The sequence below is a fragment of the Burkholderia sp. 22PA0106 genome (genome assembly GCF_047497155.1).
GTDB lineage: Bacteria > Pseudomonadota > Gammaproteobacteria > Burkholderiales > Burkholderiaceae > Burkholderia.
Genome location: NZ_CP163163.1, coordinates 3,706,952 through 3,733,043, shown reverse-complemented (window position 1 = coordinate 3,733,043; position 26,092 = coordinate 3,706,952). Strand labels below are relative to the sequence as shown.

At 64.0% G+C, this 26,092-nt stretch carries 22 protein-coding genes and 2 pseudogenes; 16 read left to right on the top strand and 8 right to left on the bottom strand.

Going from position 1 to position 26,092, the window contains the following annotated elements:
• Window positions 1–33: 33 nt before the first annotated feature.
• The 11 genes from AB4850_RS31665 to AB4850_RS31615 all read left to right on the top strand — a co-directional run bounded on the left by AB4850_RS31665 (window position 34) and on the right by AB4850_RS31615 (window position 12,537).
• On the top strand, window positions 34–801 hold the full coding sequence (locus AB4850_RS31665) for a flagellar hook assembly protein FlgD (RefSeq protein ID WP_414443343.1): 768 nt from the start codon (window positions 34–36) through the stop codon (window positions 799–801).
• 35 nt (window positions 802–836) lie between these two features.
• On the top strand, window positions 837–2,084 hold the full coding sequence (gene flgE / locus AB4850_RS31660) for a flagellar hook protein FlgE (RefSeq protein ID WP_414443342.1): 1,248 nt from the start codon (window positions 837–839) through the stop codon (window positions 2,082–2,084).
• 31 nt (window positions 2,085–2,115) lie between these two features.
• Window positions 2,116–2,868, top strand: coding sequence for a flagellar basal-body rod protein FlgF (flgF, locus tag AB4850_RS31655; RefSeq protein ID WP_414443341.1), 753 nt, complete (start codon window positions 2,116–2,118; stop codon window positions 2,866–2,868).
• Window positions 2,869–2,893: 25 nt separating this feature from the next.
• Window positions 2,894–3,682, top strand: a complete 789-nt coding sequence (flgG, locus tag AB4850_RS31650) for a flagellar basal-body rod protein FlgG (protein ID WP_414443340.1) — start codon at window positions 2,894–2,896, stop codon at window positions 3,680–3,682.
• A gap of 18 nt (window positions 3,683–3,700) precedes the next feature.
• Entirely contained in the window at window positions 3,701–4,375 is a 675-nt protein-coding gene (gene flgH / locus AB4850_RS31645) for a flagellar basal body L-ring protein FlgH (RefSeq protein WP_414443339.1), read from the top strand.
• A 5-nt stretch (window positions 4,376–4,380) separates the two neighbouring features.
• The gene (locus tag AB4850_RS31640) at window positions 4,381–5,586 is read left to right on the top strand and encodes a flagellar basal body P-ring protein FlgI (protein WP_414443338.1); all 1,206 of its coding nucleotides are present in this window, start codon (window positions 4,381–4,383) and stop codon (window positions 5,584–5,586) included.
• Entirely contained in the window at window positions 5,586–6,575 is a 990-nt protein-coding gene (flgJ, locus tag AB4850_RS31635) for a flagellar assembly peptidoglycan hydrolase FlgJ (RefSeq protein WP_414443337.1), read from the top strand. Before AB4850_RS31640 ends, flgJ begins: the two co-directional genes overlap by 1 nt.
• A gap of 299 nt (window positions 6,576–6,874) precedes the next feature.
• Complete coding sequence (locus AB4850_RS31630; RefSeq protein WP_414443336.1) at window positions 6,875–7,627, top strand: flagellar brake protein; 753 nt, start codon at window positions 6,875–6,877, stop codon at window positions 7,625–7,627.
• Between the two features lie 121 nt (window positions 7,628–7,748).
• On the top strand, window positions 7,749–9,740 hold the full coding sequence (gene flgK / locus AB4850_RS31625) for a flagellar hook-associated protein FlgK (RefSeq protein ID WP_414443335.1): 1,992 nt from the start codon (window positions 7,749–7,751) through the stop codon (window positions 9,738–9,740).
• A 14-nt stretch (window positions 9,741–9,754) separates the two neighbouring features.
• On the top strand, window positions 9,755–10,984 hold the full coding sequence (gene flgL, locus AB4850_RS31620; RefSeq protein ID WP_414443334.1) for a flagellar hook-associated protein FlgL: 1,230 nt from the start codon (window positions 9,755–9,757) through the stop codon (window positions 10,982–10,984).
• Window positions 10,985–11,232: 248 nt separating this feature from the next.
• Window positions 11,233–12,537: a solute carrier family 23 protein gene (locus tag AB4850_RS31615; RefSeq protein WP_414443333.1), complete on the top strand. Its 1,305-nt coding sequence runs from the start codon at window positions 11,233–11,235 to the stop codon at window positions 12,535–12,537.
• A 33-nt stretch (window positions 12,538–12,570) separates the two neighbouring features.
• Here AB4850_RS31615 and AB4850_RS31610 read toward each other — a convergent pair whose 3' ends face one another.
• Window positions 12,571–13,449, bottom strand: coding sequence for a transcriptional regulator GcvA (locus AB4850_RS31610; protein WP_414443332.1), 879 nt, complete (start codon window positions 13,447–13,449; stop codon window positions 12,571–12,573).
• A 103-nt stretch (window positions 13,450–13,552) separates the two neighbouring features.
• Between AB4850_RS31610 and AB4850_RS31605 the strand changes: the two genes are divergently transcribed.
• The 3 genes from AB4850_RS31605 (at window position 13,553) to AB4850_RS31595 (ending at window position 15,223) form a co-directional block, all read left to right on the top strand.
• On the top strand, window positions 13,553–14,158 hold the full coding sequence (locus tag AB4850_RS31605; protein ID WP_414443331.1) for a chromate transporter: 606 nt from the start codon (window positions 13,553–13,555) through the stop codon (window positions 14,156–14,158).
• Window positions 14,155–14,682, top strand: a complete 528-nt coding sequence (locus AB4850_RS31600) for a chromate transporter (protein WP_414443330.1) — start codon at window positions 14,155–14,157, stop codon at window positions 14,680–14,682. The genes AB4850_RS31605 and AB4850_RS31600 overlap by 4 nt, the downstream gene beginning before the upstream one ends.
• Before the next feature lie 181 nt (window positions 14,683–14,863).
• On the top strand, window positions 14,864–15,223 hold the full coding sequence (locus AB4850_RS31595; RefSeq protein ID WP_414443329.1) for a glyoxalase superfamily protein: 360 nt from the start codon (window positions 14,864–14,866) through the stop codon (window positions 15,221–15,223).
• Window positions 15,224–15,450: 227 nt separating this feature from the next.
• Here the strand turns inward: AB4850_RS31595 and AB4850_RS31590 are convergent, their stop codons facing one another.
• The 3 genes from AB4850_RS31590 to AB4850_RS31580 form a co-directional block, all read right to left on the bottom strand.
• Entirely contained in the window at window positions 15,451–16,758 is a 1,308-nt protein-coding gene (locus AB4850_RS31590) for a sel1 repeat family protein (RefSeq protein WP_414443328.1), read from the bottom strand.
• A 75-nt stretch (window positions 16,759–16,833) separates the two neighbouring features.
• On the bottom strand, window positions 16,834–18,141 hold the full coding sequence (locus AB4850_RS31585; protein WP_414443327.1) for a sel1 repeat family protein: 1,308 nt from the start codon (window positions 18,139–18,141) through the stop codon (window positions 16,834–16,836).
• Window positions 18,142–18,216: 75 nt separating this feature from the next.
• Window positions 18,217–19,524 (bottom strand): sel1 repeat family protein, encoded by a 1,308-nt coding sequence (locus AB4850_RS31580; protein ID WP_414443326.1) that lies wholly within the window; start codon window positions 19,522–19,524, stop codon window positions 18,217–18,219.
• Window positions 19,525–19,617: 93 nt separating this feature from the next.
• On the opposite strand from AB4850_RS31580, the gene AB4850_RS31575 reads away from it, so the two are divergent.
• Window positions 19,618–20,429 (top strand): IS5 family transposase gene (locus AB4850_RS31575; RefSeq protein ID WP_414440148.1). Its coding sequence is split into 2 segments (ribosomal slippage): window positions 19,618–19,957 and window positions 19,957–20,429, totalling 813 coding nucleotides; the frame shifts between segments, so codons are not numbered across the junction.
• Window positions 20,430–20,553: 124 nt separating this feature from the next.
• On the opposite strand, the gene AB4850_RS31570 is transcribed toward AB4850_RS31575, so the two are convergent.
• From AB4850_RS31570 to AB4850_RS31555, 4 genes and pseudogenes are all read right to left on the bottom strand, one after another.
• On the bottom strand, window positions 20,554–21,849 hold the full coding sequence (locus AB4850_RS31570) for an IS701 family transposase (RefSeq protein ID WP_414442002.1): 1,296 nt from the start codon (window positions 21,847–21,849) through the stop codon (window positions 20,554–20,556).
• 62 nt (window positions 21,850–21,911) lie between these two features.
• Window positions 21,912–23,828, bottom strand: a complete 1,917-nt coding sequence (locus AB4850_RS31565; protein WP_414443325.1) for a phospholipase D-like domain-containing protein — start codon at window positions 23,826–23,828, stop codon at window positions 21,912–21,914.
• Window positions 23,829–23,991: 163 nt separating this feature from the next.
• A pseudogene (locus AB4850_RS31560) lies at window positions 23,992–24,190 on the bottom strand (hypothetical protein); the annotation flags it as partial.
• A 299-nt stretch (window positions 24,191–24,489) separates the two neighbouring features.
• Window positions 24,490–24,573: pseudogene (locus tag AB4850_RS31555) on the bottom strand (IS5/IS1182 family transposase); the annotation flags it as partial.
• Window positions 24,574–24,821: 248 nt separating this feature from the next.
• Here AB4850_RS31555 and AB4850_RS31550 point away from each other — a divergent pair.
• The gene (locus AB4850_RS31550) at window positions 24,822–25,946 is read left to right on the top strand and encodes a porin (RefSeq protein ID WP_414443324.1); all 1,125 of its coding nucleotides are present in this window, start codon (window positions 24,822–24,824) and stop codon (window positions 25,944–25,946) included.
• Window positions 25,947–26,092: the final 146 nt, after the last annotated feature.

Here is a 26,092-nt window from a genome sequence, read left to right as displayed (position 1 = left end):
TCCGCGAGCGCATTCGCGAAAGGCAACCCGGACATGAGTACCCCCATCAGCGGCAGCGGCACGACCGTCACGAACACGCCGACCGACACCATGAACGCCAACTCGACGGGCACGTCGGCGGCGGATCTGCAACAGACGTTCCTGACGCTGCTGGTCACCCAGTTGCAGAACCAGGACCCGACGAGCCCGGTCGACAGCTCGCAGATGACCTCGCAGCTCGCGCAGATCAACACGGTGAGCGGCATCGCCCAGCTCAATTCGTCGCTGACCTCGCTGTCGTCGCAGATCACGGCCGGCCAGTCGACCCAGGCCGCCCTGCTGGTCGGCTCGAACGTGCTCGCCCCGGGCAGCACGCTGAACGTGTCCGGCGGCGCCACCACGGCGTTCGGCGTGCAACTGACGACCGCGGCGTCGAACCTGACCATCACGGTCAAGGATTCGACCGGCAAGGTGGTCAATACCGTCAACGAAGGCGCGCAGTCGGCCGGCACGGTGCCGCTGACCTGGACGCCGACCGATTCGACCGGCGCGCCGCTGGCCGATGGCGCCTACACGATCAGCGCGACGTACACGGATTCGACCGGCGCCACCGCCAACGCCACCACCATGACGGTGGCCCAGGTGCAGGGCGTGGTTCGCCAGGCCGACGGCTCGGCAGGCCTGGCGCTGTCGAACGGCTCGACCGTCGGCCTGTCCGACATCGGCGCGATCTTCCCGTCGGCGTCGTCCTCGGCTTCGAGCGGTTCGGGTTCCGGCTCCAGCGGCTCGGATTCGTCGAAAGACTCGAACGCTTCTTCCTAATCGATTGATCCGGCCACAGGCCGACGGAGACCAACATGGGTTACCAACAGGGTTTGAGCGGTTTGCAAGGTGCGTCGAACGACCTCGACGTGATCGGCAACAACATCGCCAATGCGAACACGGTCGGCTTCAAGGCCGCCACGGCGCAGTTCTCGGATTTGTACGCGAACTCGGTGTCGACCGCGGTCGCGAACGGCATCGGTATCGGCACGCAGCTCGCGGCCGTCGCGCAGGTGTTCCAGCAGGGCTCGCTGACGAGCACGCAGAACCCGCTCGACATGGCGATCTCGGGCAACGGCTTCTTCCAGGTCAGCAGCAACGGCACCACCACCTACACGCGTGACGGCGAGTTCCACGCCGACGCGAACGGCAACATCGTCAACTCGGCCGGCGCGAACCTGATGGGCTACGGCGTGAACGCCGACGGCACCATCAACACCGCCTCGCTGAAGCCGCTGTCGGCGCCGCAGGGCAACATTTCCCCGCAGGCGTCCACCGCGATCACGGGCCAGTTCAACCTGAGCCAGACCGACACGACGCAAACCACCACGCCGTTCAACTACACCGATTCGACCAGCTACACGCTGCGCCAGCCGGTGCAAACGTACGATTCGCTCGGCAACCAGCAGAACGTCAACCTGTACTTCGTGAAGTCGACCACCACGGGCACCTGGGAGGTGTACGCGGGCGCCGACAACACCACGCCGACCGACATCGGTTCGATGACGTTCAACAGCTCGGGCAAGCTGGTCAGCTCGACCAGCGCCGCCACCGGCGCGGCCACCACCTCGCTCGGCAAGTTCTCGCTGAGCGTGCCGAACAGCACCGGCGCGGTGAGCCCGCAGGCGATCTCGCTGGACCTGTCGACCTCGACGCAGTTCTCGACCAGCAAGAGCGCCTCGTCGAACCTGGTGGCCGACGGCTTCCCGACCGGCTCGCTGACCTCGTACTCGGTCGGCACGGACGGCACCGTCAGCGGCATCTACTCGAACGGCAAGACGATGACGCTGGGCCAGGTGGTGGTGGTCAACTTCAACAACCCGAACGGGCTGACCAGCGTCGGCGGCAACCAGTACATCCAGACGACCGCCTCGGGCGTGCCGCAGATCGGCGTGGCCGGCACCACCAACCACGGCGCGCTGAAGGGCGGCACGACGGAAGCGTCGACCACCGACCTGACCGGCGAACTGGTGAACCTGATCACGGCGCAACGCGATTACCAGGCGAACGCGCAGACGATCAAGACCCAGCAGACCGTCGATCAGACGCTGATCAACCTGTAACGCGCGGCGCGCGATTTCCTGACGGACGACCATGGACCGACTGATTTATACAGCGATGACGGGCGCGGGCCAGGCCCTCGACCAGCAGTCCACGATCGCGAACAACCTCGCGAACACGTCGACGACGGGCTTTCGCGCGCAACTCGCGACCTACCGGGCCGTGCCGATGAATTTCGGCGAGGCCAGCAACCCGGATACCACCCGCACCTTCGTGCTCAGCTCGACGCCGGGCGCCGACTACTCGGCCGGCCCCATCACGCGTACCGGCAACCCGCTGGACGTGGCGGTGGAAGGCCCGGGCTGGCTGTCGGTGCTGGCCAAGGACGGCAGCGAGGCCTACACGCGCGCCGGCAACCTGCACGTGGACGAGAACGGCCAGCTGGTGAACGCCTCGAACCTGCCGGTGCTCGGCCAGGGCGGCCCGATCGCCGTGCCGCCGAACGCCAAGGTGACGATCGGCGTGGACGGCACGGTGTCGGTGCTGGCCGCCGGCGACCCGCCGCAGGCCGTGGCGATGGTCGATCAGCTCAAGCTGGTCAACCCGGACCCGAACACCATGACGCGCGGCGACGACGGCCTGTTCCGCACCAGCGACGGCAATCCGGCCGATCCCGACCCGACCGTGCAGGTGGCGGCGGAATCGCTCGAAGGCAGCAACGTCAATCCGGTCAGCGCGATGGTGTCGATGCTCGACAACGCGCGGGCCTTCCAGCTGCAGACGAACCTGATCAAGAGCGCCGACCAGAACGAACAGTCGGCCAACCAGATCCTCACTTTCAGCTGAACCCGGCGTCTCCAGGAGAAACACAGTGAACCGCTCTCTTTACATCGCCGCGACCGGCATGAATGCGCAGCAGGCGCAGATGGACGTGATCTCGAACAACCTCGCGAACGTGAGCACCAACGGCTTCAAGGGCTCGCGCGCGGTGTTCGAGGATCTGCTGTATCAAACCGTGCGTCAGCCCGGTGCGAACTCGACCCAGCAGACCGAACTGCCGTCGGGCCTGCAGCTCGGCACCGGCGTGCAGCAGGTCGCCACCGAGCGCCTCTACACGCAGGGCAACCTGCAGCAAACCGGCAACTCGCGCGACGTCGCGATCAACGGCCAGGGTTTCTTCCAGGTCCTGATGCCGGACGGCACCAACGCCTACACGCGTGACGGCTCGTTCCACACCAACGCGCAGGGCCAGCTCGTCACGTCGAGCGGCTATCAGGTGCTGCCGGGCATCACGGTGCCGCAGACGGCCACCTCGATCACGATCGGCTCGGACGGCGTGGTCACGGTCACGCAGCCGGGCAACGCCACCTCGACGCAGATCGGCGCGATGCAGGTCGCAACCTTCATCAATCCGGAAGGCCTGCAGGCGCTCGGCCAGAACCTGTTCGCCGAAACCTCGTCGTCGGGCGTGCCGAACGTCACGACGCCGGGCCTGAACGGCGCCGGTTCGCTGAACCAGGGCTATGTGGAATCCTCGAACGTGAACGTGGTGCAGGAACTGGTCAACATGATCCAGACCCAGCGTGCCTACGAGATCAACAGCAAGGCCGTGACGACGTCCGACCAGATGCTGCAGACCGTCACGCAGATGAAGAGTTAACGAGCACGGCAGGTTGTCATGAAGCAGGTTCGCCCTTTCCGTTTTGCCGCACTCGCCGTCCTGGCCGTGTGTACCGGCTGTGCGCAGATTCCGCACCCGCCGCTCACGCAACAGCCGATGACGGCGGTGCCGCCCGTGCCGCCGCAAATGCAGGCCCCCGGCTCGATCTTCAACCCGGGTTACGCGGGCCGGCCGCTGTTCGAGGATCAGCGGCCGCGCAACGTGGGCGACATCCTGACCATCATGATTGCCGAGAACGTGAACGCCACCAAGTCGTCGGGCGCCAACGCCAACCGCGGCGGCAGCACCGACTTCAACGTGCCGACCGCCGGCTTCATGGGCGGCCTGTTCAACAAGGCGAACCTGTCGGCCACCGGCAGCAACAAGTTCACCGCGACGGGCGGCGCGACCGCCGCCAACACGTTCAGCGGCACGATCACCGTGACCGTCACCAACGTGCTGCCGAACGGCAACCTGATGGTCAGCGGCGAGAAGCAGATGCTGATCAACCAGGGCAACGAATACGTGCGCTTCTCGGGCGTGGTCAATCCCACCTCGATTTCGGGTGCCAACTCGGTGTTCTCGACCCAGGTGGCCGACGCGCGCATCGAATACTCGGCGAAGGGCTATATCAACGAAGCCGAAACGATGGGCTGGCTGCAGCGTTTCTTCCTCAACGTCGCGCCGTGGTGACCCCGATGCCCCGCCGTTCCAACCTCCGTTTTTCATCCCAGCCGCGCGCCCCGCGCCTGGCGCGCCTGCCTTATCTGGCCTGGCTCGCGCTGGTGGCGCTGGCCTGCGCGATGCTGCTGCTGCCGGCTCGGCCGGCGCATGCCGAACGCCTCAAGGATCTGGTGCAGATCCAGGGCGTGCGCGACAACCCGCTGATCGGCTATGGCCTGGTGGTGGGCCTCGACGGCACGGGCGACCAGACCACCCAGACGCCGTTCACCACGCAGACGCTCGCGAACATGCTCGCGAACCTCGGCATCTCGATCAACAACGGCACCTCGACGGGCGGCGCGGCCTCGCTGTCGAACCTCCAGCTCAAGAACGTCGCGGCCGTGATGGTGACCGGCACGCTGCCGCCGTTCGCGCGGCCGGGCGAGGCGATCGACGTGACCGTCTCGTCGCTCGGCAACGCCAAGAGCCTGCGCGGCGGCACGCTGCTGCTGACGCCGCTGAAGGGCGCGGACGGCCAGGTGTACGCGCTGGCGCAGGGCAACATGGCGGTGGGCGGCGCGGGCGCGAGCGCCAACGGCAGCCGCGTGCAGGTCAACCAGCTCGCGGCCGGCCGCATCGCCGGCGGCGCGATCGTCGAGCGCTCGGTGCCGAACGCGCTGGCGCAGATGAACGGCATGCTGCAACTGCAACTGAACGACATGGATTACGGCACCGCCGAGCGCATCGTCACGGCGGTCAATTCGAGCTTCGGCCCCGGCATCGCCACCGCGCTCGACGGCCGCACGATTCAACTGACCGCGCCGGCCGATCCGGCGCAGCAGGTGGCGTTCATGGCCCGCCTGCAGAGCCTCGAGGTCAGCCCCGATCGCGCGGCTGCCAAGGTCATCCTCAACGCGCGCACCGGCTCGATCGTGATGAACCAGATGGTCACGCTGCAAAGCTGCGCGGTCGCGCACGGCAATCTGTCGGTGGTGGTCAACACGCAACCGGTGGTGTCGCAGCCGGGCGCGTTCTCGAATGGACAAACCGTGGTGGCGCAGCAGTCGCAGATCCAGCTCAAGCAGGATAACGGCGCGCTGCGCATGGTGACCGCCGGCGCGAATCTCGCCGACGTGGTCAAGGCGCTGAACTCGCTCGGCGCGACACCGGCCGACCTGATGTCGATCCTGCAGGCCATGAAGGCCGCCGGCTCGCTGCGGGCCGACCTGGAGATCATCTGATGGCCAATCTTCCGAATGCCAATTCCGCCGACCTGACCCAGCGCTTCGCGCTCGACCTGCAGGGCTTCGACGCGATGCGCCAGCAGGCCAACGCGTCGCCCGGCACCGGGCTCAAGCAGGTCGCCACCCAGTTCGACGCGATGTTCGCGCAGATGATGCTCAAGAGCATGCGCGATGCCACGCCGCAGGACGGCGTGTTCGACTCGAACACCTCGAAGCTCTACACCTCGATGCTCGACCAGCAGCTCTCGCAGCAGATGGCCAAGCACGGCATCGGCGTGGCCGACGCGCTGATGAAGCAACTGATGCGCAACGAGAACCTCGGCGGCGCGCAGGGCGGTGCGGCCGGCGGCGCGGCGGGCGCGGGCGGCATGAGCGCCGCGATGAACGCGATGGGCGACGACGAGGGCGGCCTCGCGGGCAGCAATGCGCTGGCGCAGGCGCTGGCCAGCGCGCGCGCCAACAACCATTTCGGCGGCAACGGCTATTCGGCCGAGAGCGCGTTGACGCCGCCCGTCAAGGGCAACGGCGCGTCGCCCGATCAGGACCATTTCGTCGGCAAGGTGGCCGATGCGGCGCAGGCGGCCAGCGCCGCCACCGGCATTCCGGCGCGCTTCATCGTCGGCCAGGCCGCGCTCGAATCGGGCTGGGGCAAGCGCGAGATTCGCGGCCGCGACGGCCAGTCGAGCTACAACGTGTTCGGCATCAAGGCGACCAAGAACTGGACCGGGCGCACCGTGTCGGCCGTCACGACCGAATACGTGAACGGCCAGCCGCATCGCGTGGTGGCGCAGTTCCGTGCCTACGATTCGTACCAGCACGCGATGACCGACTACGCCACGATGCTGAAGAGCAACCCGCGTTACGCCGGCGTATTGAACACGGCGAGCACGCCGGAAGGCTTTGCGAACGGCATGCAGCGCGCCGGTTATGCGACCGACCCGCATTACGCCAAAAAGCTGATCTCGATATTGCGTCAAATCGTGTAAAGCGCGCAACGTGCTGGCGCTTTATGTCGCAGAGCGCAACGTGAACGCACAATTGACCGAGGGTTAACCCTTAATTTATTGATAATTCGGCAACATTTTCTACGCGTTTTCAGGTATATCTCCTGTTGAATTTACTTTTAGCCAAAGAATTACGAACGATTTCGATCTACACTCTGCGCTGACGCTGCGGGCCGTTCGAGGTCCGCGTCGAGCAAGCCGCGGCCGTGCACGCCGCCGGCACTCCGTGCGACCGGGCAAGCCGGCGCCAGGCAGAAGATGACATCCGGCAAGCCAACACCATGAACACCGAAGCACAGACCGCCACGTCGGAGGACGACGATTCCCTTCCCGATTACGGACGTCGCAACCCGCTCGAAATTGGCGTGCAGTTGCGCAACCTCCTGAATCGCGGGGATTTCCTCACGGTCCGCTATGCGGGCGGGCAGCTCGTCACGCGCATTCTCGCCGTCGATGTGCGCGGCGGCGCGTTCACGTTCGACTGGGGCGCGCTCGAAGCGCAGAACGCCCAGTTGCTGGCCGCCAAGCGCGGCGCGTTCGAGGCGCTGCCCGACGGCGTACGTGTGGAGTTCTCGATCGGCACGCCCACCCAGGTCGATTTCGAGGGCCGCCCGGCGTTTCTCGCGGCGTTCCCGGAAGTGCTGTATTTCGTGCAGCGCCGCGAGTATTTCCGCGTCGATGCGCCGATGCTCGATCCGTACATCGCACGCGGCACGCTGCCCGACGGCGATTCGTTCACGTTCGAGATCGATAACATCTCGCTCGGCGGCATCGGCCTGCGCACCACCGACGAACGCGCGGCCGCGCTCGATCCGGGCGTGACGCTGCCGGACGTCGAACTGAGCCTGGCCACGCACGGCAAGCTGTCGCTCGATCTGCAACTGGTGTCGATGCGCAGCATCGACGTGCCGAACGGGGTGCGCCGCTATCAGGCGGGCTTCCGTTTCGCGTCGCTGCCGGGCTCCGCCGAGAACACGCTGCAACGTCTGATCACGCAACTCGAAGTCAAGCGCCGCCAGCTCGCCCGGGGCTGACGCACGCCGCTTTCCGGCCCGAGGGCCGCCGCCGAAATTCGCGCGCGCGGCCTCAATTTCCGCCGGCTGCGGCCGTTATACCGGGTGTCCCTTTCCCGGAGGCCGTGCGCGGCCGGCATTCATGTCCAACAATCTCCTGAACATTGGACTCAGCGGCCTCAACGCTGCCCAATGGGGTATCAACGTCACCGGCCAGAACATCAGCAACCAGGCGACCGCCGGCTATTCGGTCGAGCGCCCTGTGTATGCCGAAACCGATGGCCAGTACACGTCGAGCGGCTATCTGCCGAGCGGCGTGTCGACCGTCACGGTGCAGCGCCAGTACAGCCAGTACCTGTCGGCCCAGTTGAACGCGGCCAACACCACCGGCAGCGCGCTGAGTTCGTATTCGTCGCTGGTCGCCACGCTGAACAACTACGTCGGCAGCCCGACGGGCGGCGTGGGCGCGGCCATCTCCAGCTATTTCACCGGTCTGCAGAACGTCGCCAACGGCGCGGCGAGCGCAGCGACGCGCGCCACCGCGTTCAGCGCCGGGCAGACGCTCGCGGCCCAGTTGTCCTCCGCCGGCGCGCAATTCGACGCGCTGCGCACCCAGGTCAACTCGCAACTGCAGAACTCGGCCACCCAGGTCAACGCGCTGACCTCGCAAATCGCCCTGCTGAACCAGCAGATCGCGGTGGCGGGTTCGTCGGGCCAGCCGCCGAACCAGTTGCTCGACACGCGCGACCAGGCGGTCGCCAGCCTGTCGCAACTGGTGGGCGCAACGGTCACCACGCAAAGCGACGGCAGCTACACGGTGACGATCGGCAACGGTCAGCCGCTGGTGCTCGGCAACACCAGCTACCAGATGACCACGGTGCCGTCGGCATCGGACCCGAGCGAGCTGTCGCTGGCCGTGCAGAGCAGTTCGACGACCACCGGCGGCACGCCGCAGGTGCTGGCCGACAGCACGGTGACGGGCGGCTCGATCGGCGGCGCGCTACAGTTCCGCAGCCAGACGCTCGACCCGGCCGAAGCGCAGCTCGGCGCGATCGCCGTCAGCTTCGCCGCGCAGACCAACGCGCAGAACGCGCTCGGCATCGACGCGAACGGCAAGCCGGGCGGCAACCTGTTCACGGTGCCCGCGCCCACCACCATCACGAACCTGAACAACACCGGCACCGGCGTGCTGTCGGCCAGCTTCGACAACGCCCAGCAGCCGCCGAACAGTGATTACACGCTGTCGTACGACGGCACCACCTACACGCTCAAGAACAAGACATCGGGCGACGTGGTGGGCACGGCCACTTCGCTGCCGGCCACGCTCGGCGGCCTGAAGCTGTCGGCCACCGGCACCATGAACGCCGGCGATTCGTTCACCATCGAGCCGACCCGCGGCGCGCTGAACGGCTTCGCCGTGGCGGCCACCGACGGCTCGGCGATCGCCGCCGCCGCCCCGGTGACGGCCAGCGCCAGCGCCAGCAACACCGGCAGCGGCAAGATCACCCAGGGCACGGTCACGGCGGGCTATCAGATGCCGTCGTCCACCACCACGCTGACCTACAACTCGGCGTCGAAATCGCTGACGGGCTTCCCGGCCGGCACCACGGTGACGATCGGCACCACGCCGCCCACCACGGTGACGATCGCCGACGGCACCACGCAAGTGCCGTACGACCCGACCCAGGGCGCGACGCTGACCATCACCAGCACGGTTCAGCCGCCGCCGGCCGGCGTCATGAACAACGTGTCGGTCACGCTGTCGGACACGCCGTCCAACGGCGATACGTTCACGATCGCCCCGGGCGGCGCCTCGAACGACGGCCGCAACGCGCAGTTGCTGTCGTCGCTGGCCACCTCGAAGGCCTTCGACGGCGGCACCACCACGCTGACCACGGCCTACAGCAGCTACGTCAACAACGTCGGCAACACCGCGGCGCGGCTCAGTGCGGCCAGTTCCGCGCAAACCGGCGTGGTCAGCCAGATCACCACCCAGCAGCAATCCGTGTCGGGCGTGAACCAGAACGAGGAAGCGGCGAACCTGGTGCAGTACCAGCAGATGTACCAGGCCAACGCCAAGGTCATCCAGACCGCCCAGACCCTGTTCACCACGCTGCTCGGCATCTTCAACTGACGGAATCGATCATCATGCGCATCGCGACTTCGCAGTTCTATACGCAGAACATCGAGTTGATGAACAACCAGGAATCCCAGATCTCCACCCTGTATCAGCAGGTGGCGAGCGGGAACCTGCTGTTGACGGCGGCCGACAATCCGCTGGGGGCCGCGCAGGCCGTGCAGTTGTCGGCTTCGTCGGCCACGCTGTCGCAATACTCGACCAACCAGTCGACCGCGCTCAATGCGCTGCAACTGGAAGATTCGACGCTGAGCAGCGTGACCAGCACGCTGAACGCGATCGTGCCGAAACTCAGCAACGCGATCAACGGCACGCTGTCGGACAGCGACCGCGCCGCGCTCGCGGCGCAACTGCAAGGCCAGCGCGACACGCTGCTGAACCTGGCGAACACCACCGACGGCGCCGGCAACTACATCTTCGCGGGCTTCCAGAGCACGGCGCAGCCGTTCACCAATTCGTCGGCGGGCGGCGTGAGCTTCTCGGGCGACACCGGCCAGCGCAACGTGCAGATCTCCGACACGCAGAGCGTGTCGCAGGGCGACAGCGGCGTGAACGTGTTCCTGTCGGTGCAGGCGGTCGGCAGCGTGGCGGTGCCCGCCGGCGGCGCGGGCAACACCGGCTCGGGCACGGTCGGCACGGTCACGGCCGGCAAGCCGGGCGACCCCACCAACAACGACAACTTCACGATCACGTTCGGCGGCACGTCGGCAGCACCCACCTACACGGTGACCGACAACTCCACCACGCCGCCGAGCACCGGCACGGCGCAGACGTACACGGCCGGCACCGCGATCACGGTCGGCAGCCAGAGCATCGTGATTTCGGGCAAGCCGGCGTCTGGCGACACGTTCTCGCTGACGCCCGCCCCGCAGGCCGGCACGGACCTGTTCGGCGCGCTCGATTCGGTGATCGCCGCGCTCAAGCAGCCCGCCGGCAGCGACGCCACGGCCAACGCCACGCTGCAGAACTCGATCTCCACCGGCATGGCGAAGATCCAGAACGCGTTGACCAACATCACCACCGTGCAGGCCTCGGTGGGTGGCCGCGAATCGGAGGTGAAGGCGATGCAGACCGTCACCGCCAACAGCTCGACGATCACCACCAACGCGCTGTCCGACCTGTCGCAAGCCGACATGCCGACCGCCATCTCGCAGTTGCTGCAGGTGCAGAACGCGCTGACGGCCGCGCAGAAGGCGTTCTCGTCGGTGGCGAACCTCTCGCTGTTCCAGTATCTGAACTGATCGACGACACGCGAGCGGCCCGGGCAACGATGCCGGCGCCGCGCGCGGTGTCGGCCAGGTTTCTCCGCGTTTCCCGCTTCTCCTCCGCCATCCCCCCGCCGTTCCTCCCCTCGCAGTCTCCCCGGCTTGTCAGGCCCGTTTCCGCTTCGTACACTCGCGCCTGATCCGCATCCGGCGCGCCGTGCCTGGCCGCCGCCCCCCATGTCGCGATGACGACACGAAACCGACAACCGAGAGGAGAGCCGCCGATGGCCGATTCCTATTTCCCGCGCTGGCGCGTCGCGGCGCGCGGCGCCGATGGCGTGGTGGCGCCCGACGAGCGGCTGGCCTGGCCGCAGATGGTCGCGATGGGCGTGCAGCACGTGGTGGCGATGTTCGGTTCGACCGTGCTCGCGCCGCTGCTGATGGGCTTCGATCCGAACCTCTGCATCTTCATGTCGGGCATCGGCACGCTGCTGTTCTTCGTGGTGGTGGGCGGCCGGGTGCCGAGCTACCTCGGTTCGAGCTTCTCGTTCATCGGCCTGGTGATCGCCGTGACCGGCTACGGCGGCACTGGCATGAACGCCAACATCCCCGTCGCGCTGGGCGGCATCATCGCCTGCGGGGTGGCCTACGGCGTGATCGGGCTGGTGGTGTCGGCGATCGGCACGCGCTGGATCGAGGCGCTGATGCCGCCTGTCGTGACCGGCGCGATCGTCGCCGTGATCGGCCTGAACCTCGCGCCGATCGCCGTGAAGGGCGTGAGCGGCAGCACGTTCGACAGCGTCATGGCGCTCGTCACGGTGCTGTGCGTGGGCGGGGTGGCGGTGTTCGCGCGCGGCATGATGCAGCGCCTGCTGATCCTGATCGGGCTGCTGATCGCCTATGTGATCTACGCGATCGTCACCAACGGCATGGGCCTCGGCACGCCGATCGATTTCGCGGTGGTGGCGCATGCCGATTGGTTCGGTATCCCGAGCTTCACCGCGCCGGTGTTCGAGCCGCGCGCGATGCTGCTGCTGGTGCCGGTGGCGGTGATTTTGGTGGCCGAGAACCTCGGCCACCTGAAGGCCGTCAGCGCGATGACGGGCCACAACCTCGATCGCTACGTGGGCCGCGCCTTCCTCGGCGACGCGCTCGCCACGGTGGTGTCGGGCAGCGCCGGCGGCACCGGCGTGACCACCTACGCCGAGAACATCGGCGTGATGGCCGTCACGCGCATCTATTCGACGCTGGTGTTCGCGGTGGCCGCGCTGATCGCGATCGGGCTGGGCTTCTCGCCGAAGTTCGGCGCGCTGATCCGCACGATTCCGGGGCCGGTGCTGGGCGGCGTGTCGATCGTCGTGTTCGGGCTGATCGCGGTGACGGGCGCGCGGATCTGGGTCGTGAACCGCGTGGATTTCTCCGACAACCGCAACCTGATCGTGGCGGCCGTCACGCTGGTGCTCGGCGCGGGCGACTTCTCGCTGAAGCTCGGCAGCTTCGCGCTCGGCGGCATCGGCACCGCCACGTTCGGCGCGATCATCCTGTACGCGCTGCTGCGGCGCGAGAAGGAGCCGGGGCCGGTGGTCTGAGCGCTGGCTCAGGGCTCCTTCGTTTCGGTTTCCTCAATGGCGTGACGCCTGCGCGTCGAGCCACGCGCAGAACTTCGCGACCACCGGCGGCGCGTCGCGCGCCGCGATCCACCAGTAGCTGCGGGTGGCGATGCGCGGGCCGTCGAGCGGCGTGACGAGCCGGCCGCCGGCCAGTTCGTCGTCGATCAGCGGCAGCGGGCCGAGCGCCACGCCGAGGCCGTCCACCGCGGCCTGCAAGGCCAGGTAGAAGTGATCGAACGACTGCTTCTTGCGCCCGCGCATCGGCGTGTCGGCGGCGGCGAACCAGTCGCGCCACGCGCTCGGCCGCGTATCCGAATGCAGCAGCACGTGGCGCGCCAGATCGTCGGGCTGGGCGATCGGCATGCGCGCGAGCAGCGCGGGCGTGCAGACCGGCAACAGCGTTTCGTCGAGAAAGTGCCCGACCGCGCGGTTCGGCCAGCGGCCGGGGCCGGTGCGGATCGCCACGTCGTACTGGCCTTCCAGCGTGTCGAGCGGCGCGTTCGAGGTGGACAGCTTCAGCTCCACGTTCGGCATGTCGCGCTGGAAACGCGAGAGGCGCGGCAGCAGCCACTTCATCGCTAGCGTGGGCAGCGCGTTGATGCGCAGCACGTGGGCGGGCGAGGTGTCGCGCATCTTCTCGGTGGCGAGCGCGATGCGATCGAACGCGTCGGAGACGGACGCCAGGTAGCGGCGGCCGTCCTCGGTCAGGCGCACGCGCTTGCCGTGGCGGTGGAACACCGGCCGGCCGAGCCAGGTTTCGAGCGCGGCGACCTGCCGGCTGATCGCACCGTGAGTCACATGGAGTTCGTCGCCGGCGGCGCTGAAGCTTTCATGGCGGGCAGCGGCTTCGAAGGCCCGAAGCGCCGGGAACGGGGGCAGTTGGCGTGTCATGCTTGTGAGTGTAGATCACAAAGCGCGGGCCGAGAAATCGTTTTGCCGAGGCCGCCGACCGGCGTAATCTCGCCGCATCGATTGCCATCATTCAGGATTCCCCATGTCTTCACCCGTCTCGCACGATGCCCCGCCGCGCGCGGTCGGCATCGCCGAACTGTTCTTCGGTTTTCTCGGCCTCGGGCTGGTGTCGTTCGGCGGCGCGCTGCCGTTCGTGCGGCGCGCCGTGGTGGACGAGCGCCGCTGGCTCACGCCCGAGGAATTCACCGACCTGCTCGGGCTGTGCCAGTTCCTGCCGGGCGGCAACGTGATCAACATGTCGGTGGCGATCGGCATGCGCTTTCGCGGCGTGCCGGGCGCGCTGGCCGGGCTGCTCGGGTTGATCGCGGGGCCGACGCTGGTGGTGGTGGGGCTCGGCGTGATCTACGCGAAGACGCAGGGCGACCCGCGCGTGCAGCACTTGTTCGGCGGCCTGGCCGCGGCGGCGGCGGGGCTGCTGGTGGCGATGGCGATCAAGGTCGCCAAGCCGCTGCGCCATGTGCCGGCCGCGGCCGGCGTGGCGCTGCTGGCGTTCGTGGCGATCGCGCTGGTGCGGCTGCCGCTCTTGACCACCATGCTGGTGCTGACGCCTGTCAGCATCTGGCTCGCCTCGCGCGGACACATGCAGGTCAAGGCCGGCGGGGCCGGCAAGCAAGGAGGTGCGCGATGAGCGACACGCTGGGCGCATTGGCCGCCATCTTCTCGCAGCTTTCGCTGCTCGCGTTCGGCGGCGGCAACACGATTCTTCCCGAAATGCAGCGGCAGGTGGTGGAGGTGCATCACTGGATGCCGGCCTCCGAATTCACGGCGCTGTTCGCGCTGGCGCAGGCCGCGCCGGGGCCGAACATGATGATCGTGTCGCTGGTGGGCTGGCACGTGGCGGGCTGGTCGGGGCTGCTGGTGGCGTCGCTGGCGAAGTTCGGGCCGTCGTCGGTGGTGACGATGCTGGTGCTGCACGCCTGGGAGCGCTTTCGCGACCGGCCGTGGCGGCGCTACGTGCAGCAGGGCATGATGCCCGTCACGGCCGGGCTGGTGGCGGCCAGCGCGCTGCTGATCTCGCAGGCCTCGAACGGCACCGCGCTGCAATGGGGGATTACGGCCGCCTGCGCGGCGCTGGCCTGGCGCACGAGGGTGCATCCGCTGTGGCTGCTGGGCGGCGGCGCGTTGATCGGGTTGGCGAGCGCGTGGTTTTGACGGCGGCGTGACGGCGCGCGGGGGGCGATGCGCGGCGCGAGGCGGGCGGTACGATGTGAGCGGTTCGGCGCGTGCAGGCCGACGCATACCGTTGGCCGTATCGCCCTATCGCTCTTTCGCGGTGCGTTGCCCCGTTTCGCGTAACCGCCGTGCACCTCTTCTCTTACCGTTCGAGGCCTCGATGAAGATCCATTCCGCGATTCCGGTTCTGCGCAGTTTCTCCGAGGCCAAGGCACGCGAGTTCTATGTCGACTTCCTCGGCTTCACGGTGTTGTGGGAACACCGCTTCGAGCCGGGCCTGCCGCTTTACATGGCGCTTAAGCGCGGCGATCTCGAACTGCACGTGAGCGAGCATCACGGCGACGCCACGCCCGGCTCGACGGTGTTCGTGCCGATGGCGGGCATCGATGCTTTGCATGCCGAACTGATCGCGAAACGCTATGGCTTCGCGCGGCCCGGCATCGAGACGCAGGCGTGGGGGCGCGAACTGACGGTGGCGGACCCGTTCGGCAACCGCCTGCGCTTCACTGAACTGAACTGAACTGAACTGAACTGAACTGAACTGAACTGAACTGAACTGAACTGAAGCCGCGCCGCATGACCATCCGCACAATTGAAGAAGCTGTTGCGAAATTAGTGTTTTGGCCTGTTGATTTTCCGACGCGGTGTTAACTTTCTGTCTTGTTTGGCCGGACAGGAAGCCATGCCTTAACCAGCGGGTGGACGTACGCAGAAAGCCCAAGGCGCTTACGCAAGCGGATCGTTTCATCACGCCTCCTTTCCATGAGCGACCAGCTTCCAGATCACGTCCGTCGTATAGCGGCGCTTTCCCAATACGCTGTCGAGCAGCGCCAGCGGACGAGGTTCGTAGATATCGAGCAACGGAAAGACATCGCCTCGATTGAAGTCCCGCGTCGTATCGGCCTGAACCCCCGGACGAATCTGGGCACACCATACGCCGCCCTCCGGGCAGCGTGCGCCGGCTCTCGCCGTCGTTCCGACCGGTAGGCGTACGCGCGTCGCTGTCGGTGCATCCACCGACGATGTCTTCGAATCAGCAGTCGAGAGCGGCAAGCCGGTTGCCGGATCGAGGTGCTTTGCCTTCGCAAGCTGGTCGAGCAGTTCTTCCGACGGCTTGGGCGGTGGCACTGCTGCGTCCTGCTCTTTCTGCCACTGGAATGTGCCGTCCCATGCTGGAAGCTTGGCCGGCGGCAATGGAACGATCTTGTCAATGTCCGGGACCTTGGGGTTGCGACCGTCGTTGCGATCGATGAAGTTCCCGATCAATTTGTACCGGCGGGATCGCTCCGGATCACCAGGTAACGCGAGGTAATTCAGTCTGTCTGTCTCAGGAGGTGACCCGAACCCCTCCTGAAGAGCCAAAGCGGCCAGCGTATCTCCCCCTGCAACCGCCATTTGAAAAGCTTTTACAGACTCCTGGAAATGCTTATCGATTTTAAGATCGATACCCAAAGTATTAGCTGCATCCGAATGCCCTTGTTCTGCGGCACACTGGCGCATCTGTCGAGCGACGTCGGGTGCCCTATCTATCGGAGCCAGCAGATTGCCAATGTAGGCCTGCGCCTCCGGGCTACCCATGTCCGCTGCCTTGCGAAAGTATCGTCGTGCCGCATCAGCGTCCTGCTTCACGCCATAGCCCAGTTCGAGGTAGTGACCCATGTCGTAATACCCACCTGGCACGCCTGCCTTGATCAGTTGATCCACCAGGTCAATCGTTTCGACATCCGGGTACGGCGAATCCGCATACCCCTGCGAAACCAGTCGTTGCAGATTTTGATTGGCTTTGTAGTGACCATAGGCGGACGCGATCCGGTAATAGCGTGCGGCGCTATTGAAGTCTTTCGGACCATCTTGCTTCTCAAGATACAGGCCGTATTTAAAAAATACGTCCGCCTGTGGGTCGAGCGGCGGTAGGTGATCTGCCTGATGCACACAGACGAAGGCGAGATTCGCTCGCACACCAGCCATATCGGATTGCGAGGGCAATTGACGATCCTTGTTCGAGCAGGCACTCACAAGGATCGTCAGACAGATTGTCAGGACGGTGCGCTTCATAGCCTCAGCCCACCCTCGACCAGCGGGTGGACGTATGCATAAAACCCAAGGCGCTCACGCAAGCGGATCGTTTCATCACGCCTCTTTTCCATGAGCAATCAGCTTCCAGATCACGTCCGTCGTATAGCGACGCTTTCCCAATACGCTGTCGAGCAACGCCAGCGGACGAGGTTCGTAGATATCGAGCAACGGAAAGACATCGCCTCGATTGAAGTTCCGCGTCGTATCGGCCTGAAGCCCCGGACGAATCTGGGCACACCACACGCCGCCCTCCGGGCAGCGTGCCCCGGCTCTCGCCGTCGTTCCGATCGGCAAGCGTGCGCGCGTCGCTGTCGGTGCATCCACCGACGATGTCTTCGAATCAGCAGTCGATAACGGCAAACCCGTTGCCGGATCGAGGTGCTTGGCCTTTGCAAGCTGGTCGAGCAGTTCTTCCGACGGCTTGGGCGGTGGCACTGCTGCGTCCTGCTCTTTCTGCCACTGGAACGTGCCGTCCCATGCCGGCAGCTTGGCCGGCGGCAATGGGACGATCTTGTCGATGTCCGGGACCTTGGGGTTGCGACCGTCGTTGCGATCGATGAAGTTTCCGATCAATTTGTACCGGCGGGATCGCTCCGGATCACCGGATAAAGCGAGGTAATACAGCCTGTTTGTCTCAGGAGGTGCCCCGAATCCCTCCTGAAGAGCCAAGGCGGCCAACGTATCTCCCCCTGCCACTCCCATTTGAAAAGCTTTTACAGCTTCCGGGAAGAGCTTGTCATTTTTTAGATCGATGCCTAAGGTGTCTGCAGTATCTGAATGCCCTTGTTCGGCGGCACATTGGCGCATCTGTCGAGCGACGTCGGGTGCCCTATCTATCGGTGCCAACAGATCGCCGATGTACGCTTGTGCCTCCGGGCTACCCATGTCCGCTGCCTTGCGAAAGTATCGTCGTGCCGCGTCAGCGTCCTGCTTCACGCCATAGCCGAGTTCAAGGTAATGGCCCATGTCGTAATATCCCCCCGGCACGCTCGCCTTGATCAGATGATCCACCAGATCAATCGTTTCGACATCCGGGTACGGCGAATCTGCATAGCCTTGCGAAACTAGACGTTGGAGATTTTGATTCGCTTTGTAGTGACCGTAAGCGGCAGCGATCCGGTAATAGCGTGCGGCGCTATTAAAGTCTTTCGGACCATCTTGCTTCTCAAGATACAGGCCGTATTTAAAAATCTCGTCCGCCTGCGCGTCGAGCGGCGGCAGGTGATCTGCCTGGTGCACACAGACGAAGGCGAGGTTCGCACGAACGCCGTTCATATCGGATTGCGAAGGCAATTGACGATCCTTGTTCGAGCAGGCACTCACAAGGATCGTCAGACAGATTGTCAAGACAGTGAGCTTCATAGCCTCAGCCCACCCTCGACCAGCGGGTGGACGTACGAATAAAACCCAAGGCGCTCACGCAAGCGGATCGGTTCATCACGCCTCTTTTCCATGAGAAATCAGCTTCCAAATCACGTCCGTCGTGTAGCGGCGCTTTCCCAGTACGCTGTCGAGCAACGCCAGCGGACGAGGTTCGTAGATATCGAGCAACGGAAAGACATCGCCTCGATTGAAGTTCCGCGTCGTATTGGCCTGAAGCCCCGGACGAATCTGGGCACACCATACGCCGCCCTCAGGGCAGCGTGCCCCCGCTCTCGCTGTCGTTCCGATCTGCAGGCGTGCGCGCGTCGCTGTCGGCGCATCCGCCGACGATGTCTTCGAAACAGCAGTGGACAGCGGCAAGCCAGTTGCCGGATCGAGGTGCTTGGTCTTTGCAAGCTGGTCGAGCAGTTCTTCCGACGGCTTGGGTGGTGGCACCGCAGCGTCCTGCTCTTTCTGCCACTGGAATGTGCCATCCCATGCTGGAAGCTTGGCGGGCGGCAGCGGAACGATCTTGTCGATGTCCGGGACTTTGGGGTTGCGACCGTCGTTGCGATCGAAGAACTTCCAGATCAACTCGTATCGACGGGATCGCTCCGGATCATCGGGTAACGCGAGGTAATACAATCCGTTTGTCTCAGGAGGCGCTCCAAATCCCTCCTCAAGCGTCAAGGCAGCAAGCCGATCCCCCCCTGCCACCGCCATTTGATAAGCTTTTACAGCCTCCGGAAAGAGCTTGTCAGTTTGAAGATCCATACCCAAGGTGTCAGCTGCATCTGCGTGCTCTTGTTCGGCGGCACATTGGCGCATCTGTCGAGCAACGTCGGGTGACCTATCTATCGGAGCCAGCAGATCGCCGATGTAGGCCTGCGCCTCCGGGCTACCCATGTCCGCCGCCTTGCGAAAGTATCGTCGTGCCGCATCAGCGTCCTGTTTTACGCCATAGCCCAACTCAAGGTAGTGGCCCATGTCGTAATACCCACCGGGCACGCCTGCCTTGATCAGTTGATCCACCAGATCAATCGTTTCCACATCCGGGTACGGCGAATCCGCATAGCCTTGCGAAACCAGCCGTTGTAGGTTTTGATTAGCTTTGTAGTGACCGTAGGCAGCCGCGATCCGGTAATAGCGTGCGGCGCTATTGAAATCTTTGGGGCCGTCCTGCTTCTCAAGATACAGACCGTATTTAAAAAACTCGTCCGCCTGAGGATCGAGCGGCAACAGGTGATCTGCTTGGTGCACACAGACGAAGGCGAGATTCGCACGTACACGATCCATATCAGATTTCGAAGGCAATTGATTATCCTTGTTCGAGCAAGCAGAAAGTAATGAAGCGATAGAGAACGCGATAAAAATTATTTTCATGACTTAGAAGCTGTTGCGAAATTAGGTTTTGGGTCTGTTAAACTTTTCCGACTTGGTGTTAACTTTCTGTCTTGTTTTGCCCAACAGGAAGCGATGCCGAAAGAACTGATAGACGACGAATTGTGGTCACTCATCGAACCGCTGCTGCCGGTGCGAGCACCACGCAATCGCCAGTATGCAGGCCGCAAACCGACACCCGACCGCGCGGTGCTGGCAGGCATTGTGTTCGTGTTGCGCTCGGGCATTGCGTGGAATCTACTCCCGCAAGAAATGGGATGTGGTTCAGGCACGGCTTGCTGGCGACGGCTCGTGGCGTGGCAACAGGCCGGCGTCTGGCAACGCATCCACGAAACGTTGCTGGCCGAGTTGCGTCGCCGTGGCGAAATCGACCTCTCGCGTGCGCTCGTCGATAGCTCATCGATCCGCGCCGTACTGGCGGGAAAAAAACCGGCCCGAATCCCACGGACCGGCGCAAGCTCGGCAGCAAACACCACCTCATCGTCGACGCGCAAGGCATCCCGCTCGCGGTCATCCTGAGTGCAGCAAACCGTCACGACATTACCCAGCTTGATGCGCTGGTCGATGCCATTCCACACATCAGGGGCAAGCGGGGACGTCCGCTGCGCAAGCCGCAAATCATACAAGGCGACCGGGGCTACAGTTCTGAGCCCCATCGGCAGCGCTTGCGTGAGCGCGGCATCACGCCGATGCTCGCAAAAATCGGCGCGCCACATGGCAGTGGACTGGGAAAAACACGTTGGCCAGTGGAGCGTTCGATTGCCTGGTTGCACTCGTTTCGACGGCTCAAAATTCGTTATGAACGCTACGCTCATGTACACGAGGCCTTTATGTCTTTGGCTTGTGCCTTGATTTGCTGGACACGTCTCAAATCTCTGGATAACTAATTTCGCAACAGCTTCTTAGTCTTACTGTGTCAAAAAATTAATCTTAAACGCTGAACAAAACGGACATCGCAGGAGCCGACGCGCGATGTACGCGGCGATACGCCAGCGCAGCGTGGTGATGGAATCAGCTACGTGGCGCTGCGCGCGCTGGGGACCCGCGTGGCACGTAATCCGAGGGTAAGGCAAATGGGTCGCGGATCGCGGAGTTTTTTTTACTGTCGCCTTGAATGAGGCGTTGAGCAACAAGAAACCCGTAGGCGGCGACACACAACGATGCATGGTGATGGAATCCACGCCAACCGCGCCCTTCGAAGTGTCCCAGGCCGAATTCCTGCTTGAGATCCTGATAGTCCCGCTCGATACGCCAGCGCATCTTGGCGACATGAACCATGCGTTCGAGCGTCGTGTCCGGGGGCATAGTCGAAAGCCAATACTTGAGTGGCTCCGCATCACCTTCAGGCCATTCGATTAGCAGCCATTCCTCATCGCGCAGTGTGGACCGCCAATAATCGCGGTGTGAGGCACGCACTCGCACGGCGGCAAAGCGCGAACTGAGCGCGGCGCACGTGCCTTCGCGCCATATCACGTTGCGATAGCGCGAGGCATCGAGCGTCGAGGCCAGATCCTTGACTCCGATCGGCTCATGTCCGGGCGCGCGCCTTAACAAGCTACGCGGCCGGCCCGATTTCCCCGTGGAGGGCTCGGGCGGTAGAGGAGCGGTGCCCGGCGCCCATACACGCGTGTTCGAGCGAATTCCCACCGCATACTGCAGCCCGAACTCGCTAACGGCTTCGCGAAACGAGGTGTCGTCTCCATAGCCGGCATCGGCCAACACGATACCGTCGGGCGCGCCGCTTTGCCGTGCTTCGCGCAACTGCTCAGTCGCAATCTCCGGTTTGGTTGCAAACTCAATTTCATCGGGTACGCCTGCTTTCTGTCGTCGCGCGGGATCGTCGCTCCATTCACGCGGCAGATACAGTCGATACGACACTGGTAGGCTTGCGTCTTCCGTCGCCACCGACAGACTCACCGCAACCTGGCAGTTGTCCTGCTTGCCCAACTGGCCGCAGTATTGCCGCGCCACGCCGACCGAATGCTTGCCCTTCTTGGGAAATCCCGTGTCGTCAATGATCCAGTACAACCCATCAGTCGGGTCCATGTGCGGCAGCACCCAACGCCGCACTTGCTCAAGCAGCGCCGTATCGGACCATCCCGACTTCGCCACGAAATGATGCAGCGACTGGTGTCGCGCGCTCACATGCTCCGGTTCCAGATGTGCCGCCAGCGGCTCGACGCTCTTGCGTCGAATTGGCAGCATCAGCCCTTGGCAATAGCCCCTCAATCCTGCTTCCCGATCGTTATGCTCAAGCGCTTCGCACAAATGTCCCAGATACAACTCGAATGACGTCTCCCAGTCCATCATTCCCCACGCCGTAGATGAAGGAGCTTCTATAGTGGCATGAATTTACTGACACAGTAAGATTAGTCCACTCGAAGTCGGCTCGTTGACGTCCTCATGAAACCAACTAGCGACGATTCTGGCGTCAGACCTTTGGCTTGATTAGTAGCATTCTTCTTGATGACATTCCCCCATGCATCAAATGCTTTAGCAGGCGAATCCTGCGCCCCCATCCCATTCGTATGCATCTCCCACAACCTCCTCCGCAACGCCTGCGTCACACCAGAATGCTCATGGCAGATATTCAACTCGCTATCCACTTCCATACTGCGCAAATTCACATTTGCCGAACCATGCGTGAGGAACACGTCGTCCACGATCATGATCTTGCTGTGCACGTACACCGGCATCCACTGCTTGGCCGGTGAATCCGGCGCCACCAGCGTGCAGACATGAACTTTCAACCCCGGAATGTCTTGAGGCAGAATCGGATTTTTTTCATCGGCGTTGTCCTGAAGCTTCTGCTTCGCTTCCTGGAGTTTCTTTCTCGCGGCGTCCTGCCGTACCGGACCACTGGCGCCATGGTCGTAATGCGCCACCGCGACCTCGTTGACGGCACGCTGCACATCGATCCCGAGTTGCTCGCCACGCTCCAGCCGCGCCACGTTGGGCATGGTGTCCGCACGCCCGAGGCTGTCGAGCATGTCGTACGTCGTACCCGTGCCCATTCCCACCGCGTCGTCGGTCGAATTCGTCACCACGAACAGATACAGCGGGCCATGCTTGCCAGGATCGCGCCCTGCAGATACGTGCGTCTGCGCAACCGACTTGATCTTCGCGGCAAGCGGCTCCCACCGGAAATACTGGTTCTCGATGTAGATAAACTGCGTGGCGTTATTGGCCGCCTGCAAGTAGAGCGCCTCGATGTTGCGCACGCCCTCCTGCGACTGCGTCCGGACGATCTGCGCCATGAGCGGCGTGCCCAACTCCTGCCGCACTCTCAGCTGTGCGGCCAATGCCTTGCGTTTGCTCAACAGATCGACATGCGCATTGCGCTGCCAGGCGCGGCAGAAATTCACGTTCAGATGCTCGAGAATCGGCCCGGTCACCCGCGCGGACATATCCTGGCGCGGCGTTTCTCCATTGCGCCCAAATCGCGCGTGCATGCGTGCATAGCTGTGCGCATCGTTATCCCAATAGGCGTCGAGGGTGTTATGCCCCATCACAAAACCAACGGCCTGACTCGGCGCTTCGTAATCAACCAGCACCGTCTTTTGGTGATGCGATGGACCGAGTCCATATCCGCCAATCACCCCCAACTTGCCGACGTTGGTATCCGAGCGGAATCTCGACTCGCGGTACATGATTTCCAGCCGATCAAACAGGGAAAAGTCGCGCGTGACCACCTGAATGTTCTCCCACGGTCTCGCGCTCGCGCCTTGAGCATCGGGTCGAGTTGAACGCCGCAAAGATTCGGAGAGTTCCCGTTGTGCCGGCGACGGCGTGATACGAGCCAGGTAATACCACTGCCGGTCATATTCGAGCTGGGTCGTGTTCTCGTTTTGCGTGAACGCGCTGCGCACCAGGTCATAGCCCGGGTTCGGATTTTCCAGCTTCTGCGCCACCGCAAACGTATCGGCCCAGCACAGAATGCGGACCTTCACGCCTTCGCGCGCCTTCTGGATCAGCAGGTCACCAATGCAGAGCGAATCGCCACCGCCCCGCCGGAAATACATCGATGGCTGAAAGCCCCAGCAGATATAGTCGATCGAATGCCTGGCAGCCAGAATCGCGTCGTACAGCGCGCCGAATGCCTCCTCTCCGTTGACAAGCGGCTTGTAGGACGCCGGTACCGGATGAAACTCGGCAACGCTGCCCGACTTCTTGCCGGTTCCGCGCGGGCCCGCCGGGATCATGTCGAGAAACCACGGCAGACACAGCATCGCGGACGATGTCTCGTTGCGTGCAATCGGCACCACGATTTTTGAGGGATTGGCCATGGTCAGTCTTCGGAAGAGGCGTTTGAACGCAGGTTGAGCAGCGCGTTGCATCGTTCGCGATGGGCTGTACGGGGTCGCCCGCAGGAGTGATGCCGGCGTTCGTGCTGTTTTTGTGATGATGGAAACCCGGATTCGCCAGTTCGCCATTGCCCGGATTGCCCCGGTATTCCATGTCGGGATAGACCGGAGCGATGATGAATCTCGCCGGCCGGCCGATCACCTGATCCATCGGGACACCGCCAGCCAGGCTCGTGAATTCGATGTCGTAGCGATACAGCTCGCTCACGCCGTCCCATGGAGAACGGCGCCGGATGTGGCGCGAGCTTCAACGTATAGGCTTGGGTAGGCAGGATCGACGACATGCGAAACTCCTCCGGGCAGGGTCAAGCAAGCGATACGAACGGCGCAGCCGAACCCTTGCAACAGCAGTGGCTGACGTTTGAGACGGGATTGATCTGATTGGCGCTGGGCCGCGAGAGACATGAGGCCTTACGTGTTGCGTCACCGGCAGCAGCGCAAGAGGCTAGCCCATTGGAAATGGCAAAAACATCAGCAACGAACTAAAAGCGAATTGGAAGATTCTTATTTTTCGTTGTGGTTATCGAATCGCGGGCCGCTGAAACATTGGACATGTGACCTTGCTCGCGTTCCGCAAATCCCATGCGCCGCTCAGGATGACCGCGAGCGGCACGCCTTGCGCGTCGACGATGAGGTGGTGCTTGCTGCCGAGCTTGCGCCGGTCCGTGCCCGCAGCCACCCCAGGCCGCGCCTGCCTGACGCGCATCCTCGCGCGTCGCAATCCGCACGCGCCCTGATCGTTGCGCGCGGGCGACAGCCGAGCCCGCCGTCGAGCAATTCTTTTTTGTTCCTTACATTCGTCACTTTATGATGCGGCCCACGCCGTCCGCGTCAGAAGCGCGCGATGCGCATCCGGTCCGCCAGCGCGGCGCCGGACCACAAATACACCGTCAACGATAAAGAAAAGGATCGCTCATGAAGCAGACCAAAATCGCGGGATTGGTTGGGGGCCTGATGCTGGCATTCGTCGGCACGCAAGCACACGCACAGAGCTCGGTCACGCTGTGGGGCGTCGCCGACGTCAGCCTGCGTTACCTGACGAACTCGAACGCGAAGAACGACAACCGTCTCTACATGACCAACGGCGCGATCACCAACAGCCGCTTCGCGCTGAAGGGCACCGAGGATCTCGGTGGCGGCCTGAAGGCGATCTTCAACCTTGAAAGCGGTTTCGATCTGCAAAGCGGCGCCGGCTCCTCGCGCCTGTTCAACCGCGCGGCCTACGTGGGCCTGTCGAGCCAGTACGGCACCGTCACGCTCGGCCGCCAGAAGACGCTGCTGTTCGATCTGCTGGCCGATACGTTCGATCCGCTGACGGTCGGCAACTACTTCGAAAACGCATGGCTGCCGGTGTCGCTCGGCGCGGGCCTCTATGCGGACAACTCGGTCAAGTACAACGGCAAGTTCGGCGGCCTGTCGGTCGGCGCGATGTATTCGTTCGGCACCGATACCACCACCCCCGGCGTGAACGGCTTCTCGGGTCAGATCCCGGGCCACATCGGCGCGGGCAGCATGTACGGCTTCTCGCTCGGCTACGCGTTCGGCCCGTTGAACCTGGTCGCCGACATGCAGCAGAACAGCGACAACACGAACCACAAGCAGACCATCTTCCACGCGGGCGCGGTCTACGCGTTCAGCACGCTGAAGCTGTATGCGGGCTACCTGCGCTCGAAGGACGACACCGGTTTCGTGGATTCGACGCTGGCGCAGCAAGCCGTGGTGCCGGGCATCGCCTCGCTGAAGGGTACCGGCCGGATCGACGACGGCCCTTACGCCGGCCTGGCCTGGCAAGCGACCCCGACCGTCACGCTGACGGGCGCGTTCTACTACGACCACGGCCGCAACGAAACGGTCTCGACCGGCGTGCTCGGCACCGGCAACCGCTACGCGGTGGTCGGCGTGGCCGAATACGCGCTGTCCAAGCGCACCGAAATCTACGGCACCGTGGACTTCAACAAGGCCACCGGCGCCGCAACCGTCGAACTGCCGGGCCGCAACAACCAGACCGGCATCTCGATCGGCCTGCGCAACATCTTCTGATCCCGGCCGGCCTCGCGCCGGCTCGATTCAGGCACCGGCTTCGGCCGCTCCGCCCCGGTTTTGCGCGATGCAGGTCGCGCCGGCACCGGGGCGGTGTCGTTTACGTCCCCGTTTCTCTGTTTACGCCCCCGTTTCGGGTCCGCTTT